The organism is Xanthomonas sp. LMG 12461 (assembly GCF_009192935.1).
GTDB classification, from domain to species: Bacteria; Pseudomonadota; Gammaproteobacteria; order Xanthomonadales; family Xanthomonadaceae; genus Xanthomonas_A; species Xanthomonas_A sontii.
On sequence record NZ_NQYT01000043.1, the window covers coordinates 1 to 17,644 of the forward strand.

General features: G+C 71.0%; 16 protein-coding genes and 1 tRNA gene. All 17 read left to right on the forward strand.

Features of this window, described 5'->3' with window-relative positions:
- Positions 1-39: 39 nt before the first annotated feature.
- Positions 40-819: a 3-deoxy-manno-octulosonate cytidylyltransferase gene (gene kdsB, locus CEK68_RS11690; RefSeq protein ID WP_152239464.1), complete on the forward strand. Its 780-nt coding sequence runs from the start codon at positions 40-42 to the stop codon at positions 817-819.
- Positions 816-1,304, forward strand: coding sequence for a low molecular weight protein-tyrosine-phosphatase (locus tag CEK68_RS11695; protein WP_152239465.1), 489 nt, complete (start codon positions 816-818; stop codon positions 1,302-1,304). The genes kdsB and CEK68_RS11695 overlap by 4 nt, the downstream gene beginning before the upstream one ends.
- Positions 1,301-2,722, forward strand: coding sequence for a hypothetical protein (locus CEK68_RS11700; protein WP_152239466.1), 1,422 nt, complete (start codon positions 1,301-1,303; stop codon positions 2,720-2,722). Before CEK68_RS11695 ends, CEK68_RS11700 begins: the two co-directional genes overlap by 4 nt.
- Entirely contained in the window at positions 2,719-4,578 is a 1,860-nt protein-coding gene (gene uvrC, locus CEK68_RS11705) for an excinuclease ABC subunit UvrC (RefSeq protein WP_152239467.1), read from the forward strand. The genes CEK68_RS11700 and uvrC overlap by 4 nt, the downstream gene beginning before the upstream one ends.
- Before the next feature lie 9 nt (positions 4,579-4,587).
- On the forward strand, positions 4,588-5,223 hold the full coding sequence (pgsA, locus tag CEK68_RS11710) for a CDP-diacylglycerol--glycerol-3-phosphate 3-phosphatidyltransferase (protein WP_017912639.1): 636 nt from the start codon (positions 4,588-4,590) through the stop codon (positions 5,221-5,223).
- 36 nt (positions 5,224-5,259) lie between these two features.
- Positions 5,260-5,335 (forward strand) — tRNA-Gly (locus CEK68_RS11715).
- 524 nt (positions 5,336-5,859) lie between these two features.
- A complete protein-coding gene (locus CEK68_RS11720) occupies positions 5,860-6,867 on the forward strand; it encodes a UDP-glucuronic acid decarboxylase family protein (protein ID WP_226977856.1) in 1,008 nt (335 codons plus the stop codon).
- Entirely contained in the window at positions 6,854-8,011 is a 1,158-nt protein-coding gene (locus CEK68_RS11725) for an NAD-dependent epimerase/dehydratase family protein (RefSeq protein ID WP_226977857.1), read from the forward strand. Before CEK68_RS11720 ends, CEK68_RS11725 begins: the two co-directional genes overlap by 14 nt.
- Entirely contained in the window at positions 8,008-10,128 is a 2,121-nt protein-coding gene (locus CEK68_RS11730) for an NAD-dependent epimerase/dehydratase family protein (RefSeq protein WP_152239469.1), read from the forward strand. Before CEK68_RS11725 ends, CEK68_RS11730 begins: the two co-directional genes overlap by 4 nt.
- Positions 10,125-11,087: a zinc-binding dehydrogenase gene (locus CEK68_RS11735; RefSeq protein ID WP_017917319.1), complete on the forward strand. Its 963-nt coding sequence runs from the start codon at positions 10,125-10,127 to the stop codon at positions 11,085-11,087. The genes CEK68_RS11730 and CEK68_RS11735 overlap by 4 nt, the downstream gene beginning before the upstream one ends.
- Positions 11,084-12,097 carry a Gfo/Idh/MocA family oxidoreductase gene (locus CEK68_RS11740; protein WP_152239470.1) on the forward strand — a complete coding sequence of 338 codons (1,014 nt, stop codon included), beginning with the start codon at positions 11,084-11,086 and terminating at the stop codon, positions 12,095-12,097. Before CEK68_RS11735 ends, CEK68_RS11740 begins: the two co-directional genes overlap by 4 nt.
- A complete protein-coding gene (locus tag CEK68_RS11745; RefSeq protein ID WP_152239471.1) occupies positions 12,087-13,250 on the forward strand; it encodes a glycosyltransferase family 4 protein in 1,164 nt (387 codons plus the stop codon). Before CEK68_RS11740 ends, CEK68_RS11745 begins: the two co-directional genes overlap by 11 nt.
- A complete protein-coding gene (locus CEK68_RS11750) occupies positions 13,247-14,371 on the forward strand; it encodes a glycosyltransferase (protein WP_152239472.1) in 1,125 nt (374 codons plus the stop codon). Before CEK68_RS11745 ends, CEK68_RS11750 begins: the two co-directional genes overlap by 4 nt.
- A complete protein-coding gene (locus tag CEK68_RS11755; protein WP_193314177.1) occupies positions 14,364-15,455 on the forward strand; it encodes a glycosyltransferase in 1,092 nt (363 codons plus the stop codon). The genes CEK68_RS11750 and CEK68_RS11755 overlap by 8 nt, the downstream gene beginning before the upstream one ends.
- The gene (locus CEK68_RS11760; RefSeq protein ID WP_152239473.1) at positions 15,455-16,570 is read left to right on the forward strand and encodes a glycosyltransferase; all 1,116 of its coding nucleotides are present in this window, start codon (positions 15,455-15,457) and stop codon (positions 16,568-16,570) included. The genes CEK68_RS11755 and CEK68_RS11760 overlap by 1 nt, the downstream gene beginning before the upstream one ends.
- Entirely contained in the window at positions 16,557-16,829 is a 273-nt protein-coding gene (locus tag CEK68_RS11765) for a hypothetical protein (protein WP_152239474.1), read from the forward strand. Before CEK68_RS11760 ends, CEK68_RS11765 begins: the two co-directional genes overlap by 14 nt.
- A gap of 31 nt (positions 16,830-16,860) precedes the next feature.
- Positions 16,861-17,640 (forward strand): TIGR04290 family methyltransferase, encoded by a 780-nt coding sequence (locus tag CEK68_RS11770; RefSeq protein ID WP_017912651.1) that lies wholly within the window; start codon positions 16,861-16,863, stop codon positions 17,638-17,640.
- Positions 17,641-17,644 lie beyond the last annotated feature (4 nt).

The window sequence follows — 17,644 nt, forward strand, 5'->3', positions numbered from 1 at the left end:
CGCCGCCATCGACGTTCCAGCCGCCAGCGCGGTGGCGGCATGAGCGCCGCCGTCCCGCCGTTCGTCGTCGCCATCCCGGCCCGCTACGCCGCCTCGCGGCTGCCGGGCAAGCCCTTGCGTGCGCTCGGCGGCGAGCCGCTGATCTGCCACGTGGCGCGGCGCGCGCTCGCTGCCGGTGCCACGCAGGTGTGGGTGGCCGCCGACGATGCGCGCATCGCCGCCGCCGTGGCCGACCTGGACGGCGTGCATGTGGCCAATACCTCTGCCGACCACGCCTCCGGCACCGACCGCCTGGCCGAGTGCGCCGACATCGCCGGCTGGGACGATGCGACCCTGGTGGTCAACCTGCAGGGCGACGAGCCGTTCGCGCCGGTGGCCGGCATCGTCGCGGTGGCCCGGACCCTGGCCGACAGCGGCGCCGAGATGGCGACCCTCGGCACCCCGGTGGACGCGGCCGAGCACCTGTTCGACCCCAACGTGGTCAAGCTGGTGCGCAGCGCCGCCGGCGATGCGCTGTACTTCAGCCGCGCACCGATCCCCTGGCACCGCGACGCCTTCGCCGCCTCGCAGACGCAGTTGCCGCTGCCCGGCCCGTGGCTGCGGCATATCGGTATCTACGCCTATCGCGCCGGCTTCCTGCGCAGGTTCGCGGCGATGCCGCCGGGCACGCTGGAGCGGATCGAGTCGCTGGAGCAGTTGCGGGTGCTGGAAGCCGGGTTCCGCATCGCGGTGGCGTTGTCGCCTGCGCCGTTCCCGCCGGGCGTGGACACGCCCGAGGACCTGGCGCGCGCCGAGGCCTACCTGCAGGGGCAGGCATGAAGCTGCTGCTGGTGTGCCTGGGCAACATCTGCCGTTCGCCGATGGCCGAGGGCGCGCTGCGCCACCACCTGCAGCGCTCGCCGCTGGCGAGTGTGGTGGAGGTCGACTCGGCCGGCACCGGCGACTGGCACCGCGGCGAGCCGCCGGACCGGCGCGCGGTCGCCTGCGCCGCCGCCCATGACGTGGACATCGCCGGCCTGCGCGCCCGGCAACTGCGCGACCGCGACTTTGCCGAGTTCGACTGGATCCTGTGCGCCGACACGGCCAACCTGCGCGACGTGCGTCAGCGCGCTCCGGCGGCGGCGCACGAGCGCGTGGCGCTGTGGCTGCCGTGGGCCGGGGTGCACGGCCACCGCGAGATCCCGGATCCGTACACCGGTGGCAGCGCCCAGTTCGAGCAGGTCTGGCAACTGGTAGACGAAGCCGCCGCCAGCAGCGTGGCGCGACTGTCCGTCGACCTCGGCTCCGGCATAATCGGCCGATGAATTCCATCGCCGCCCTGGAACTCCCCGCGTCCGGCGCCTGGCTCAACGCCGAGCCGATCCGCCTGCGCGATCTGCAGGGGCGGGCGCTGGTGCTGGCCTTCGTCAATGCCGCCTCGGTGTGGTGCGCGCAGCGTCTGGCCGAACTCGGCCAGTGGCAGGCGCGCAATCCCGGACGCCTGCAGGTGATCGTGGTGCAAGTGCCGCGCTTCGACAGCGAGCGCGAGCCGCAGCGGGCGCTGAAGCTGCTGCGCAGCCAGGGCGTGTCCGCGCCGGTCTTGCTCGATGCCGATTGGGCCGCCTGGCAGCGCTTCGACATCCAGGCCTGGCCGACCCTGGTGCTGATCGACGCCGGCGGTGTCGAACGCGAGCGCCTGGTCGGCATCGGCGGCGCGGAACTGGACAAGGCGCTGCACGCGCTCTGCGCCGGGCAGCCGCTGCCGCTGGACGAGGACCTGCGCGACGCCCGCGAGACCCAGCCGGAGCCGCGCCTGCCGCTGCGCTTCCCGACAGGCCTGGCGGTGGCCGAGGATCGCCTGTACGTCGCCGACAGCGGCCATCACCGCATCCTCGAATGCAGCACCAGCGGCCGCGTGCTGCGCCAGTTCGGCATCGGCACCGCCGACTTCATCGACGGCGCGATCGGCGAGGCGGCGTTCCACCGCCCGCGCGGGCTGGCGCTGGAGCGCGGCGTGCTGTACGTGGCCGATACCGGCAACCATGCGCTGCGCCGGATCAACCTGCTCACCGGCCAGGTCGACACGCTGTGCGGCAACGGCCGCGCCGGCGAGCCGGTCGAAGGCCCGGTGGAGCAACCGCTGCTGGCGCCGCTGAACCATCCGCAGGACGTGGTGATCGCCGACAACCAGGTGCACCTGGCGATGGCCGGCGACAACCGCATCTGGAGCTACGACCTGGGCAGCCGCAGCCTGCGCTGGCGCGCCGGTGCCGGCGCGCTGGAGCTGCGCGACGGCAGCGGCCACCTGGCCGCGTTCGCGCAGCCGTGCAGCCTGGCCGCGGTGCAGCAGGTGCTGTACGTGTGCGATGCGCTGGGCTCGGCGGTGCGCTCGATGCAGTTGCGCGGCGACCTGGTGCAGACCCTGCTCGGCGGCCAGGGGCCGTGGGATTTCGGCAACGAGGACGGACCGCGCAGCCGTGCCCGCCTGCAGTTCCCGCAGGCGATCGCGCTGAGCCCGGACGCGCCGCTGCTGTGGATCGCCGACAGCGGCAACGGCAGTCTGCGCAGCCTGCGCCTGGGCGGCGGCGAACTGTCCACCGCGGTGTTGCCGCGGCGCCTGCATGGCCCGGGCGGGTTGGCGGTGAGCGCCGGCACGGTGTGGATCGCCGAGACCGATGCGCATGCGGTGCTGCGCTACGACATCGCCAGCGGCGAACTGCACGACATCGCGATCGGCGAATGAGCACCCCCGCATTGCCCGCGTTCGACGGCAAGGCCTTTGCCGCCAACCTCAGTACCGCGCCCGGCGTCTACCGCATGTACGCCGCCGACGACACCTTGCTCTACGTCGGCAAGGCCGGCGCACTGCGCAAGCGCGTGTCCAGCTACTTCAGCGGCTCGCCGAAGAATGCGCGGACGATGGCCATGCTGGCGCAGGTGGCGCGCATGGACGTCACCGTCACCCGCAGCGAGGGCGAGGCGCTGCTGCTGGAAAACCAGCTGATCAAGTCGCTGTCGCCGCGCTACAACGTGTCGCTGCGCGACGACAAGAGCTATCCCTACGTGCTGCTGACCCGCGAGGAGTGGCCACGGATCACCCTGCACCGTGGCCCGCGCGCGGTGCCCGGGCGCTATTTCGGGCCGTATCCCGGCGTCACCGCGGTGCGCGAGACGCTGAACCTGATGCACAAGCTATTCAAGCTGCGCAGCTGCGAGGACAGCGTGTTCCGCAACCGCTCGCGGCCGTGTTTGCAGTACCAGATCGGCCGTTGCAGCGCGCCGTGCGTGGCGTTGGTGGCGGCCGACGAGTACGCCGAGGCGGTGCGCCGCTCCACGCTGTTCCTGGAAGGGCGCAGCGACCAGCTCGGCGAGGAATTGGTGCAGGCGATGCAGGTCGCCAGCGAACGTCTGGAGTTCGAACGCGCCGCGCGCCTGCGCGATCTGCTGGGCTCGCTGCGCAGCATGCAGAGCCGGCAGTACGTGGACGGCCGTGCCGCCGATCTCGACGTGCTGGCCTGCGCCACCCAGGGCGCCAACGCCTGCGTGCTGCTGCTGGCGTTCCGCGACGGCCGCAACCTCGGCACCCGCGCGTTCTTCCCCAAGACCAACGGCGAGGACAGTGCCGCCGAGGTGCTGGGCGCGTTCGTGTCGCAGTACTACGTCGAGCATGCGCCGCCGCGCGAGGTGCTGCTGGACCGCGAGATTCCCGACGCCGAGCTGATCGAGGCGGCGCTGAGCTCGGCCGCCGAGCGCAAGGTGCAGTTGAAGTGGAACGTGCGCGGCGAGCGCGCCGGCTACCTGGAGCTGGCCAGCCGCAACGCCCAGGCCACCCTGGTCACCGAACTGACCAGCCGCAACGCCCAGCACGCGCGCAGCGAGGCGCTGCGCGAGATGCTCGGCCTGGCCGAGCCGGTCAAGCGGGTGGAGTGCTTCGACATCAGCCACACCATGGGCGAGGCCACGGTGGCCTCGTGCGTGGTGTTCGACGCCAGCGGCCCGGTGCGCAGCCAGTACCGGCGCTACAACATCAGCGGCATCGAGCCGGGCGACGACTACGCGGCGATGCGCCAGGCGATCGAGCGCCGCTTCCGTCGCGCCGCCGAAGGCGAGGGCAAGGGCGACGTGGTGCTGCCGGACGTGTTGCTGATCGACGGCGGCGCCGGACAGCTGGCGCAGGCCACCGGTGCGCTGGCCGACCTGGGCGTGGACGGGGTGTTGCTGATCGGCGTGGCCAAGGGCGCCGAGCGCCGCGCCGGCCACGAGACCCTGGTGATGCCGGACGGGCGCGAACTGCGCCCGGGCGCCGCTTCGCCGGCGCTGCAGTTCATCCAGCAGGTGCGCGACGAAGCCCACCGCTTCGCCATCACCGGCCACCGCGGGCGCCGCCAGAAGGCGCGCATGACCAGCAAGCTGGAGGATATCCCCGGCATCGGCCCGCGCCGCCGCGCCAGCCTGCTCAAGCACTTCGGCGGACTGGCCGGGCTCAAGTCCGCCGGCGAGGCCGAGATCGCGCGGGTGGAAGGGATCAATGACGCACTGGCTGCACGAATCTACGCTAACCTGCACGGGCTGCCGGTACCCGATCCGGCAGGCGAGTAGAGCAGCGCAATGAAGTTGACCATCCCCACCTGGCTCACGCTGCTGCGGATCGTGATGATCCCCGTGCTGGTGCTGGTGTTCTATCTGCCGTACACCTGGACCAACTTCGCCTCGGCGGCGATCTTCGGCCTGGCCGCGTTCACCGACTGGCTGGACGGCTGGGTGGCGCGGCGCTACCACCAGTACTCCGCGTTCGGTGCGTTCCTGGATCCGGTGGCCGACAAGCTGATGGTGGCGGTGGCGCTGTTCCTGATCGTGCAGGGCCACCCGACGCCGTGGATGGCGTTCTGGGCGGCGGTGATCGTCGGCCGCGAGATCGCGGTGTCGGCGCTGCGCGAATGGATGGCCGAGATCGGCCAGCGCGCCAAGGTGCGCGTGGCGATGATCGGCAAGATCAAGACCACCGCGCAGATGGTGGCGCTGCTGTGCCTGCTGTACTCGGTGATGCCCGACGGCTCGCCGCCGGAGAGCGTGTGGATGGGCTTGTTCATCTTCCACGTCGGCGACTGGACCCTGGCGATCGCGTCGATCCTGACCCTGTTGTCGGGCATCCAGTACCTGCATGCGGCCTGGCCGAGCCTGCGCGACGACGAGCGCGCGGCGATGGCGGAAAAGAACGCGAAAAAAATCGAAGGCAACGGTTGACAGGCTGCGTGGTCCCGGTAGAATTCGCGGCCTCAAGCGGGAATAGCTCAGTTGGTAGAGCGCAACCTTGCCAAGGTTGAGGTCGCGAGTTCGAGTCTCGTTTCCCGCTCCACATTCAGCAGTACCGACATCCAGTGCAGATGCACAGGATGTCCGAAAAAGGGCTTCGGCCCTTTTTTCATGCCCGCATGCCGGCCGAAGCCACGGCGCTCGCCTGACCCGGGGCATGGCGCATCGCCGGTGCGGATGCGCCGTCCCTATTGTCGTGCCAGCCGCGCGGAGGCGAGAACGTCCCGCCTCCCTCACTGCGGCCCCGTTGGCCGAGCATTCGCGACCGTTGCAGCATGGGCCGCGCCGCTGGCGCAGGTTACGCGCTGACGCGGCCCCAGCCCGGCAATTTTTTCCTTCGCGCCTTGCAGGCGCGCGGCTGACTTCACGTCACGCCCACGCGCGCATGCACGCATTGCGTACGCGTCGGTCACAGAACGGGACAGGCCGTCGCCGAAACGTCCGCGGCATCGCGCGCAGCGACGCCGTCCGCCGCATTGCGCTGCGGTTTCGCCGGTACTTGGCACGCGATTTGCGCTGAGTCTCCCACGCCAGGCGATGACGCCCGGCCTCTGCGAGGAGTCGATGATGGATGGCGCAATTCCTTCCCCTACCACCCAAGCGCCAACGCGCGCGTTGGTCGCCGGCGGTGCCGGCTTCGTCGGCGCGCATCTGTGCGAGCGTCTGCTGGACGACGGTTACGACGTCACCGTGCTGGACAACCTGCTGACCGGTTCGCTGGACAACATCGCGCACCTGCTGGCGCGTCCGCGTTTCCGCTTCGTCGCCCACGACGTAGTGCAGCCGTATCAGGCCAAGGTCGACTGGGTGTTCAACCTGGCCTGCTGCGCTTCGCCGGTGCATTACCAAGCGCGTCCGCTGCATACCCTGCAGACCTGCCTGGAAGGTGCGATCAACCTGTTGGAGGTGGCGCGCAGCAATGGCGCGACCATCTTCCAGGCCTCCACCAGCGAGGTCTACGGCGAGCCGGAAGTGCATCCGCAGCGCGAGGACTATCGCGGCGCGGTCAGCCCGATCGGCCCGCGCGCCTGCTACGACGAGGGCAAGCGCTGCGCCGAAGCGGCGTTCTTCGACTATCACCGCCTGTATGCCACCGACATCAAGGTCGGGCGCATCTTCAACACCTACGGGCCGCGCATGCGCAACGACGACGGCCGGGTGGTGTCCAACCTGATCGTGCAGGCGCTGCGCGGGCAACCGCTGACCCTGTACGGCGACGGCAGCCAGACCCGCTCGTTCTGCTACGTCTCCGATCTGGTCGAGGGCATCGTGCAACTGATGCGCAGCCCGCGTGGCTGGACCGGTCCGGTCAACCTCGGCAACCCGCACGAGATCACCGTGGCCGAACTGGCGCAGCGCATCCTCGCGCTGACCGGCTCGTCCTCGCGCATCGTGCGCCGGCCCATCCCCAAGGACGATCCGACCCGGCGTTGTCCGGACATCGGCCTGGCGCGGCGCGAGCTCGGCTGGGAACCGCGGGTGGCGCTGGACGAGGGCCTGCGCAGCACCATCGCCTGGTTCCAGGCGCATCTGCACGACATCCCGGACCTGGAGGTGGAACGTGACTGTGCATGAACTCAGGAGCAGCGCCAGCCGCGCGCAGGCCGGCAAGCGCGTGCTGATCACCGGTGGCGCCGGCTTCGTCGGCTCGCATCTGGCCGACGAACTGCTTGCCCACGGCTACCGGGTGCGGGTGCTGGACAACCTGTGCGCGCAGGTGCACGGCATGCAGGCCGCGCGACCGGCGTATCTCGCGGAGGACGTGGAGCTGATGGTCGGCGACGTCTGCGATCCGGTGGCGGTACGGCTTGCGCTGCGCGATGTGGACGGGGTGTTTCACCTCGCCGCGGCAGTCGGCGTCGGCCAGAGCATGTACCAGATCGCGCACTACACCCATACCAACAATCTCGGCACCGCGGTGCTGCTGGAAGCGCTGGTGGAGCGGCCGGTGCAGCGGCTGGTGGTGGCGTCGAGCATGAGCATCTACGGCGAGGGCGCCTACGTCGATGCCGACGGCACGCCGGTGCCGGTGCGCGAGCGCCCGCTGGCGCAACTGCGCCCCGCGCAGTGGGAGCCGAGCGTGGACGGGCGCCCGCTGCAGCCGGTGCCGACCGACGAACGCAAGCCGGCCGAACCTTCCTCGGTGTACGCGCTGTCCAAGCTGGACCAGGAACGCCTGTGCCTGATCGTCGGCCAGGCGTATGCGATCCCGACCACCGCGTTGCGCTTCTTCAACATCTACGGCACGCGCCAGGCGCTGTCCAATCCCTACACCGGTGTGCTGGCGATCTTCGCGGCGCGGTTGCTCAACCGCAAACCGCCGGTGATCTTCGAGGACGGTGCGCAACGCCGCGATTTCGTCCATGTCAGCGACGTCGCGCGCGCCTGCCGCCTGGCCTACGAATGCGAAAGCGCCGCCGGCCTGGCGCTCAACGTCGGCAGCGGCCAGGCGGTCAGCATCAACGAAGTGGGGCAGCGCATCGCCGCGGCGATGGGCATCGACGATCTGCCGCCGCAGGTCTCCGGCAACTACCGGGTCGGCGACATCCGCCACTGCTTCGCCGATATCGCGCTGGCCCGCGAACGCATCGGCTATGCGCCGCAGGTGGACCTGCAGCAGGGCCTGGAAGAACTGGTGGAGTGGCTGCGCGAGCAGACCGCCGCCGACGGCGTGGAGGCGGCCAATGCCGAGCTGGCGCGGCGGGGGTTGCAGGGATGAGCGCACAGGCACGCGAACGGCTGGCCGAGATCGGCCTGATCGAATGGTTGCGCATCGGCGACGAGGATGCGGTGCATGCGCTGTTGCGCGACATGCGCGAGCTCGGCGTGCGCCGGCTGCGCACCCAGTTCTCCTGGGCCGACTGGCACACCGCCGAAGGCGAGCGCTGGTACGCCTGGCTGATGCCGCTGCTGAGCGCCCACTGCGAGGTGCTGCCGTGCTTCTGCTACACCCCGCCATCGCTGGGGCTGGAGCCGCGCACGGCGTCGCCGCCGCGCGACAGCAAGGCCTTCGCCGATTTCATCGACCAGGTGGTGGGTCGCTTCGGCGCCGGCTTCGAGTGGATCGAACTGTGGAACGAGCCGAACAACCTCAACGACTGGGACTGGCACCTGGACCACGACTGGCAGCGCTTCGCCGAGATGATCGGCCAGGCCGCGCACTGGGCGCACCAGTTGGGCAAGAAGACCCTGCTCGGCGGCATGTGCCCGACCGATCCGAACTGGCTGGCGCTGATGGCGCAGCGTGGGGCGCTGGCGCACATCGACGCGGTCGGCGTGCACGGCTTTCCCGGCACCTGGGATTTCCGCCGCCGGCCGTGGGCGGAGGTGCTCGGCGACGTCCGCGCGGTGCTGGCCGCGCACGGTCTGCAGCCGCAGGTCTGGCTCAGCGAGACCGGGTATTCGACCTGGCGGCATGACGAGATCGAGCAGGTACGGCAGTTGCGCGAGACCCTGGATGCGCCGGTGGAGCGGCTGTACTGGTATGCCGCGCGCGACCTGCACGGCAGCATCAGCCACCAGGACGGTTTCCACGAGGACGAGCGCCACTATCACTTCGGCCTGCGCGACGAGCGCGGCCGCGCCAAGCTGCTGTACCGGCTGTGGGCCGAGCAGGGCTACGACGGCATCCAGGCGCTGGCGTCGCTGCACCACGAGCACGGCGCCAACCTGTCGCGCGCGCCGCGCCCGGACCTCGCGCCGGCGCCGACGGTCGCGCCACGCGCCGACGCGCACGCGCCGATCCACACCCTGCCGCGGTCGCGTGGGCAGGATGCGGTGCTGATCACCGGCGGCGCCGGCTTCATCGGCACCAATCTGGCCGCGCGCCTGCTCGACAGCGGACGCCGGGTCATCGTCTACGACAACCTGTCGCGCCCGGGCGTGGAGCACAACCTGCAGTGGCTGCGTCGCCACTATCCCGGCGAGCGTCTGCAGGTGGAAGTGGGCGACGTGCGCGATCGGCATCTGCTCGGCGATGCAGTGGCGCAGGCGGCGCAGGTGTTCCACCTGGCCGCGCAGGTGGCGGTGACCTCCAGCCTGGAGGATCCGTCGCACGACTTCGAGGTCAACCTGCGCGGCACCTTCAACGTGCTCGAGGCGATCCGCGGCGCGCGGCGCCCGCCGCCGCTGCTGTTCACCTCCACCAACAAGGTCTATGGCGCGCTGGACGACGTCGCTCTGGAAGCCGACGCGCAGCGCTACCAGCCGAGCGATCCGCTGCTGCGCGCGCGCGGCATCGACGAGCGCCGCGCGCTGGATTTCCACAGCCCCTACGGCTGCTCCAAGGGCGGTGCCGACCAGTACGTGCTGGACTATGCGCGCAGCTTCGGCCTGCAGGCGGTGGTGCTGCGGATGAGCTGCATCTACGGCCCGCACCAATGCGGCAACGAAGACCAGGGCTGGGTCGCGCATTTCCTGATCCGCACGCTGCAGGGGCAGCCGATCACCGTATACGGCGATGGCCGCCAGGTCCGCGATCTGTTGTTCGTGGACGACCTGGTCGAGGCGTTCCTGCAATGCCAGGCGCAGATGCCGCGGCTGTCCGGGCGGGCGTTCAACATGGGCGGCGGCCCCGCCAACGCCGCCAGCCTGCGCGAGGTGCTGCGCCGGATCGAGTCGCTGGTCGGCCATCGCCTGGAACTGGCGCACGCGGCGCCGCGGGTCGGCGACCAGCGTTATTACGTCTCCGACACCCGCGCCTTCGCCGCGGCCACCGGCTGGTCACCTTGCGTCGGCGCCGAGGCCGGCATCGCCCGGCTGCACCGCTGGCTGCACACGCAGGCCGAGCGCGCCGCACCTGTTTCCCCACCGCAACGGAGGATCCACGCCGCATGAACAGCATGCATGCCGCCGTGTTCGAAGGCCCGGGCCGCATCGTCACGCAGCGCCAGTCGCGTCCCGAACCCGCCCCGCAGCAGGTGCGGGTGCGCCTGCAGGGCTGCGGCGTGTGCGCGTCCAATCTGCCGGTGTGGGCCGGCCGGCCCTGGTTCGCCTATCCGTTCGAACCCGGTGCGCCGGGCCACGAAGGCTGGGGCGAGATCGACGCGGTCGGTGCCGAGGTGCAGGGCTGGGCGCCGGGCGACCGAGTCGCGCTATTGTCCGGCCGGGCCTACGCCGAGTACGACCTGGCCGAGACCGATGCGCTGGTGCGGTTGCCGCCGGCGCTGGACGGCCGCGACCTGCCTGGCGAGCCGCTGGCCTGTGCGATGAACATCCTGCGCCGCAGCGACATCCGCCCCGGCCAGACCGTGGCGGTGGTCGGAGTGGGCTTCATCGGCGCGCTGTTGATCCAGTTGGCCACCGGCCTGGGTGCGCAGGTGATCGCGCTGTCGCGGCGCGACTACGCCCTGCAGGTCGCGCGCCAGTGCGGCGCCAGCGCCACGCTGGCCACCGAGGATCGCTACGCGGCGATCGGTGCGGTGCACGAACTCACCGGCGGCAGCGGCTGCCTGCGGGTGATCGAGGCCGCAGGCGAGCAGGTCACCCTGGATATCGCCAGCGCGCTGTGCGGCGAGGGCGGGCGCCTGGTCATCGCCGGCTACCACCAGGACGGCCCGCGCCAGGTCGACATGCAGCAGTGGAACTGGCGCGGCCTGGACGTGGTCAACGCGCACGAACGCGATCCGCGGGTGGCGTTGCGCGGCTTGCAGGAGGCGGTGGAGGCGGTCGCCGACGGGCGTCTGGATCCGTTCCCGCTGTTGACCCATCGCTACGCGCTGGACCAGTTGCCGCAGGCATTCGCGGCAATGGACGCGCGCCCGGATGGGTTCCTCAAAGCCGTGGTGCTGGCATGAACGCGTACGCGCAACCGCGCTGGCGCGCGCCACGGCTGGGCTTCCTCGGGGTCGGCTGGATCGGCCGCGCGCGCATGCGCGCCCTGGCCGACAGCGGGCTCGGCGAGGTGGTGGCGATCGCCGATGCCAGCGCGACGGCGCTGCACGCCGCACGCCAAGACGCACCGGCCGCCGACCTGCTGCCCGACCTGGAGGCGCTGCTGGCGCGCGAGGACCTGGACGGCCTAGTCATCGCCACGCCCAGTGGCGCGCACGCGGCGCAGGCCGCCGCGGCCTTGCAGCGCGGCCTGGCGGTGTTCTGCCAGAAGCCGCTGACCCGCACCGCCGCCGAAGCCGAGCAGGTGCTGGCGCTGGCGCAACGCCACGACCGCCTGCTCGCGGTGGATTTCAGCTACCGCTTCGCCAAGGGCATGGCGACGCTGCGCGAGCAGATCGCGCAGGGCGCATTGGGCGAGGTGTTCGCGATCGACCTGCTGTTCCACAACGCCTACGGCCCGGACAAGGACTGGTTCTACGACATCGCCCGTTCCGGCGGCGGCTGCGTGATGGACCTGGGCATCCATCTGCTGGATCTGGCGATGTGGCTGACCGGCAGCGGCGGCCATCACGAGCTGCAGGCGGCGCTCTACGCGCAAGGCCGGCCGCTGACCCGGCCGGTGCGGCAGGTGGAGGACTACGCCAGCGCACAGTGGCGCATGGACAACGGCGCCAGCGTGCGCATGGCCTGCTCGTGGCGGCTGCCGGCCGGTTGCGACGCGGTGATCCAGGCCAACGTGTACGGCACCGGTGGCGGCGCGGCACTGCGCAATGTCGACGGCTCGTTCTTCGACTTCACCGTGGACCGCTTCGACGGCACGCGGTGCGAGCGCCTGGCTTCTCCACCGGACGCCTGGGGCGGGCGCGCCTTGCTGGACTGGGCCGAGCGCCTGGCCACCGACCCCGGCTTCGACCCGGCGGCGCTGCATCTGCTCGAGGTCGCCCGCACCGTGGATGCGCTCTATGGACGCTGAGCGCCCGCTGCGGATCCTGATGACCGCCGACACCGTCGGCGGCGTGTGGCAGTACGCGCTGAGCCTGTGCCGGGTGCTGACCGCGCAGGGCGATCGCGTGGAACTGGCGACGATGGGCGCGACCCCCACGCCGGCGCAGTGGCGCGAGGCCGCGGCGATCCAGGGACTGCGCCTGCATGCCAGCGGCTACCGGCTGCTGTGGATGGACGATCCCTGGGCCGATGTGTCCTCGGCCGGGCGCTGGCTGCAGGCACTGGCGGCGCAGGTGCGTCCGGACGTTGTGCATCTGAACGACTATGCGCACGGCGCCCTGGTGTGGCCTGCGCCGGTGCTGATGACCGCCCATTCCTGCGTCGGCTCCTGGTGGCAGGCGGTGCGCGGCGAGGCGCTGCCGCCGGAGTGGGATCACTACCGCGCCACGGTCGCCGCGGGCCTGGCGGCGGCCGATCACGTGGTCGCGCCGACCCAGGCGATGCTGGCGGCACTGCGCGCGCAGTATCCGCTGGACGTGCCGTGCAGCGTGATTGCCAATGGCACCGCGCCGCTGTCGCGGCCGGTGCCGGCCAGCGCCAAGCAGCCCCTGGTGCTGGCGGCAGGACGGCTGTGGGACGAGGCGAAGAATCTGCGGACGCTGGCCGCGGTGGCGCCGCAGCTGCCCTGGGCGCTGCGCATTGCCGGCGAAGCGGCGCATCCGGACGGCGGCACCGCAGCGATTGCGTCGGCGCTGCGACTGGGCCAGCTGCCGCCGTCGCGTCTGCGCCGCTGGATGGCCCGCGCCAGCGTGTATGCGCTGCCGGCGCGCTACGAACCGTTCGGGCTGTCGGCGCTGGAAGCGGCGCAGGCCGGCTGCGCCCTGGTACTGGGCGACATCCCCAGCCTGCGCGAGGTCTGGGGCGATGCGGCGCTGTACGTCGCGCCGGACGACGCACGGGCGCTGACGGCGCAGTTGCAGCGCCTGATCGGCGATCCGCTGCTGCGTCAGCGCATGGCCCGGCGCGCGGTTGCGCAGGCGCGGCACTACACCGCCACCGCCATGGCCGTGGCCTATCGCCAGCGCTATCGGGCGCTGATCGCGCATCGCGGCACGCCCCGCGTTGCCGGACGCGCCGGCCCGCCGGTCCCCTTGCTTTCCTCGATCGGAGTCGGTGCATGAAATTCGTGCTGTTCTATCACTCGCTGGTGTCGGACTGGAACCACGGCAATGCGCATTTCCTGCGCGGCATCGTCGCCGAACTGCAGGCGCGCGGGCACGCGGTGGCGGTGTACGAGCCGCACGACAGCTGGAGCCGTGCGCAACTGCAGGCGGAGGAGGGCGAAGCGCCTTTGCAGGCCTTCGCCGATGCCTTTCCGCAGCTGCGCAGCACGCGCTACGACCTGGCCACGCTGGATCTGGCGCAGGTGCTGGACGGTGCCGACGTGGTGCTGGTACACGAATGGAACGCGCCGGCGCTGATCGCGCGGATCTGCCGCGAGGCGCCTGCCGGATGTCGCGTGTTGTTCCATGACACCCACCACCGCTCGGTCAGCGCCCCCGACGAGATGGCGCAGTTCGACCTGTCCGACTACGACGGCGTACTCGCCTTCGGCGAAGCGGTGCGCCAGCAGTATCTGCGCCATGGCTGGAGCGCGCGCGTGTGGACCTGGCACGAGGCGGCGGATCTGCGCGTGTTCCAGCCGCAGCTCGGGCAGGCGCAGCAGGGCGACCTGCTGTGGATCGGCAACTGGGGCGACGACGAGCGCGCGCAGGAACTGGACACCTTCCTGATCCAGCCGGTGCGGCGCCTGCGCCTGCGCGCGCGCATCCATGGCGTGCGCTATCCGCCGCAGGCCTTGCAGGCGCTGGCCGCGGCCGGCATCGATTATGCGGGCTGGCTGCCCAACCATCGCGCGCCGCAGGCGTTCGCGCATTTCCGCGTCACCGTGCACGTGCCGCGGCGGCCCTACGTGCGCGCCTTGCCCGGCATTCCCACGATCCGCGTGTTCGAGGCGCTGGCCTGCGGCATTCCGCTGGTGTGCGCGCCGTGGGAGGACGCCGAACAGTTGTTCGCGCCCGGCCGCGACTACCTGGTGGCGCGCGACGGTGAGCAGATGCAGCGCCACCTGCACGACGTGCTGCACGACGCCGAGCTGGCCGCGGCGCTGCGCATGCAAGGTCTGCACACCATCCGCACCCGCCACAGTTGCGCGCACCGCGTCGACGAACTGCTGGCGGTCCTCGCCGAACTCGACGCGCCCGCCGCGCACCACGACCACCGGAGCCTCAGTCATGCCTAGCCCGTTGCAGATCGCCTTCTTCGGTTCCAGCGTGGTGTCCTCGTATTGGAACGGGGCGGCCACCTACTACCGGGGCCTGTTGCATGCACTGGCGCAGCGCGGCCACCGCATCCACTTCTTCGAGCCCGATGCGTTCGGGCGCCAGCAGCACCGCGACATCGACGATCCGGAGTGGGCGCAGGTCACCGTGTATCCCGGGGCCGCCGAGGCCGATGCGGCGCGCGCGCTGGAGCAGGCGCGCGGCGCCGACGTGGTGGTCAAGGCCAGCGGCGTCGGCATGTTCGATGCGTTCCTGGAGCGCGAAGTGCTGGGCCTGCGCTCGCCGCGCACCCAGGTGCTGTTCTGGGACGTGGACGCGCCGGCGACGCTGGAGCGGGTGCAGGCCGATGCGGGCGATCCGTTCCGCGCGCAGATCCCGCGCTACGACCTGGTGCTGACCTACGGCGGCGGGCCGCGCGTGGTCTCCGCCTATCGCGCACTGGGCGCGGCCGAATGCGTGCCGATCTACAACGCGCTGGACCCCTCGAGCCACCATCCGTCGCCGGCGCAGCGGGATTTTGCCGCCGACCTGGGCTTCCTCGGCAACCGCCTGCCGGACCGCGAGGCGCGGGTGCGGCAGTTCTTCCTGGAACCGGCGCGGCGCCTGCCTGACGCGAGATTCCTGCTCGGCGGCAGCGGTTGGGACGCAGACCTGCCGGACAACGTGCGCACGCTCGGCCACGTGTCCACGCGCGACCACAACGCCTTCAACTGCAGCGTGCGCATGGTGCTCAACGTCAACCGCGACAGCATGGCGCGCTTCGGCTGGTCGCCGCCGACGCGGGTGTTCGAGGCGGCCGGCGCCGGCGCCTGCCTGATCGTCGATGCCTGGGAAGGGATCGAGGCGTTCCTCGAACCGCAGCGCGAGGTGCTGGTCGCGCACGACAGCGAGCAGGTGGCGCATTACCTGCAACGCATCGACGCCGCGCAGGCGCAGGCGATTGGCGCGCGGGCACGGCAACGCCTGTTGCGCGACCACACCTACAAGCACCGTGCGCGCGAGGTGGAAGCCTTGCTGGACGCGCGGCAGCGGGAGGCGGCGTGATGGCCGCGCGCGATATCGTCATCCTCGGCCTGAGCCTGCGCTCGTCCTGGGGCAACGGCCATGCCACCACCTACCGCGGACTGATCGCCGCGCTGCAGGCGCGCGGCGACCGCGTGCTGTTCCTGGAGCGCGACGTGCCTTGGTACGCCGAGCACCAGGATCCGCCGGCGCAGTTGCCGTGCGCGCCGGTGCTGTATGCCAGCCTCGAGGAACTGCAGGATCGGCACGCCGCCGCGATCGCCGCGGCGGACCTGGTGATCGTGGGTTCCTACGTGCCCAACGGCATCGCCGTGGGCACGTGGGTGCAGCAGACCGCGCGCGGCGTGGTTGCGTTCTACGACATCGACACCCCGGTGACCCTGACGGCGCTGCAGCGCGGCGACTGCGCCTACCTGTCGCCGGCGCTGATTCCGCACTATGACCTGTATCTGTCCTTCACCGGCGGCCCGACCCTGCAACGCTTGGAACGCGTCTACGGCGCGCCGCGCGCGGTGCCGCTGTACTGCGCGTTCGATCCGGAGCAATACCGGCCGCAGCCGCAGGCGCATCGTTACGACCTGGGCTACATGGGCACCTACAGCGACGACCGCCAGCCGCCGCTGGAGCGGCTGTTGCTGCAGCCGGCGCTGGCCTGGCCGCAGGGCCGCTTCGTGATCGCCGGTCCGCTGTATCCGCCGCACATCGTCTGGCCGGACAACGTGCAGCGCTGCGCGCACCTGCCGCCGGCGCAGCATATGGACTTCTACAACCAGCAGCGCTTCACCCTCAATCTGACCCGTGCCGACATGGTGCTGGCCGGCTGGTCGCCCAGCGTGCGCCTGTTCGAAGCGGCGGCCTGCGCCACGCCGATCATCTCCGATCCCTGGGAAGGCCTGGAAACGCTGTTCGCGCCTGGCAGGGAAATCCTGATCGCACGGCGTGCGACCGACGTACTGGGCTGGCTCCGCGAGCTGCCGGAAGCGCAGCGCATGGCGATCGGCGAGGCGGGGCGCCGCCGCGTGCTCGCCGAACACACCGCCGCGCATCGCGCGCAGGCCCTGCACGATGCCCTCGACCGCGTCGCCGACGCGGCGCCATCCACCTCCGCCAGGAGATCCTCGCATGCCCTCGCATGACGCCAAGACCACCACCGATCACGACGAGATCCGCCGCTGGGCCGAGGCGCGCGGCGGCCGTCCGGCCAGCGTGCGCAGCACCGAAGCCGACGAGGATGCCGGCGTGCTGCGCATCCTGTTCCGCGACGATGCGGCGCTGGAAGAAATCAGCTGGGACGACTTCTTCGACAAGTTCGAAGAAGAAGAGCTGGCCTTCCTGTATCAGGAGAAGACCAGCGACGGCAGCCAGAGCCGCTTCTTCAAGTTCGTCAACCGCTGAGCCGCGCTCGGCGCCTTCCCGGGAGACCGCCATGCAATCCGCCGTTCCGTCCCTCGACCCGGTCGATCCGATGCAGGCGCTGGGGCCGTGGTTCCACAACCTGCACCTGCCCGATGGCCGGCAGACCCTGCCGACGCATCCGTACGGCGATTTCCCGGCCTGCAAGTGGCGGCAGATCGCGCCGCATGTCCCGGCCGATCTTCGCGGTTGGCGGGTGCTGGACATCGGCTGCAACGCCGGCTTCTACAGCTTCGAGCTGGCCAGGCGCGGCGCCGAGGTGGTGGCGATCGACATGAATCCGCACTACCTGCGGCAGGCGCAATGGGCAGCGGCGCAGTTCGGGCTGGAGCGCCACGTGCGTTTCCGGCAGATGCAGCTGTATGCGCTGGCGCGCGAAGCCGAGCAGTACGACCTGGTGTGGATGATGGGCGTGCTGTACCACCTGCGGCATCCGCTGCTGGCCCTGGACATCGTGCGTCGCCTGTGTCGCCGCATGCTGGTGTTGCAGACCATGACCATGCCCGGCGAGGAGGTCTATCCGGCGCCGCGCGACATCGGCATGCTAGAGCGCGGGCGCATGTGCGAGCCCGGCTGGCCGAAGATGGCCTTCATCGAGCATCGCCTGGCCGACGATCCCACCAACTGGTGGGCACCGAACCATGCCGGCGTGGAAGCCATGCTGCGCAGCGCGGGGTTCGCGGTGGACGCGCGCATCGCCGAGGAAACCTACCTATGCCGGCCGCAGCAGCGGCCGCCCGGCCAGGTCGCACCGATCGAAGAGGAACTGCGCGCGGCCTGCGGCCTGGACTGATCCG